Source organism: Geobacillus sp. G4 (assembly GCF_040327975.1).
Classification (GTDB): Bacteria; Bacillota; Bacilli; order Bacillales; family Anoxybacillaceae; genus Geobacillus; species Geobacillus thermoleovorans.
In genome coordinates, this window is record NZ_JBEPJY010000077.1 from 1 (window position 1) to 363 (window position 363).

Here is a 363-nt window from a genome sequence, read left to right on the forward strand (position 1 = left end):
GGCAAGTGATTGGGGTGAAGTCGTAACAAGGTAGCCGTACCGGAAGGTGCGGCTGGATCACCTCCTTTCTAAGGATGTTATTGACAAAATCGAATGGTTTGATTATAATGACGCTTGCTGTTTTGTTTGGTTTTGAGGGAATTGGTTATTCTCTCGGTTGTTTTGCGCCTGCGTCTGCGAGTGATTCAGCGGAGCTGGATTCCTCGGCGCAAGGCCGCAAAGAAGCTGACTCAAGGCAGCAGCCTTGTTTCGTTTTGAGGGAACTGATCGTTCCTTGCAATGTGTATATGGGCCTATAGCTCAGCTGGTCAGAGCGCACGCCTGATAAGCGTGAGGTCGGTGGTTCAAGTCCACTTAGGCCCA

The 363-nt window shown here is 50.4% G+C and carries 1 tRNA gene and 1 rRNA gene; both read left to right on the forward strand.

Annotated elements, in window-relative coordinates:
* Window positions 1–68: ribosomal RNA gene (locus ABS784_RS17010) — 16S ribosomal RNA — on the forward strand; the annotation flags it as partial.
* A gap of 221 nt (window positions 69–289) precedes the next feature.
* Window positions 290–363 (forward strand) — tRNA-Ile (locus ABS784_RS17015).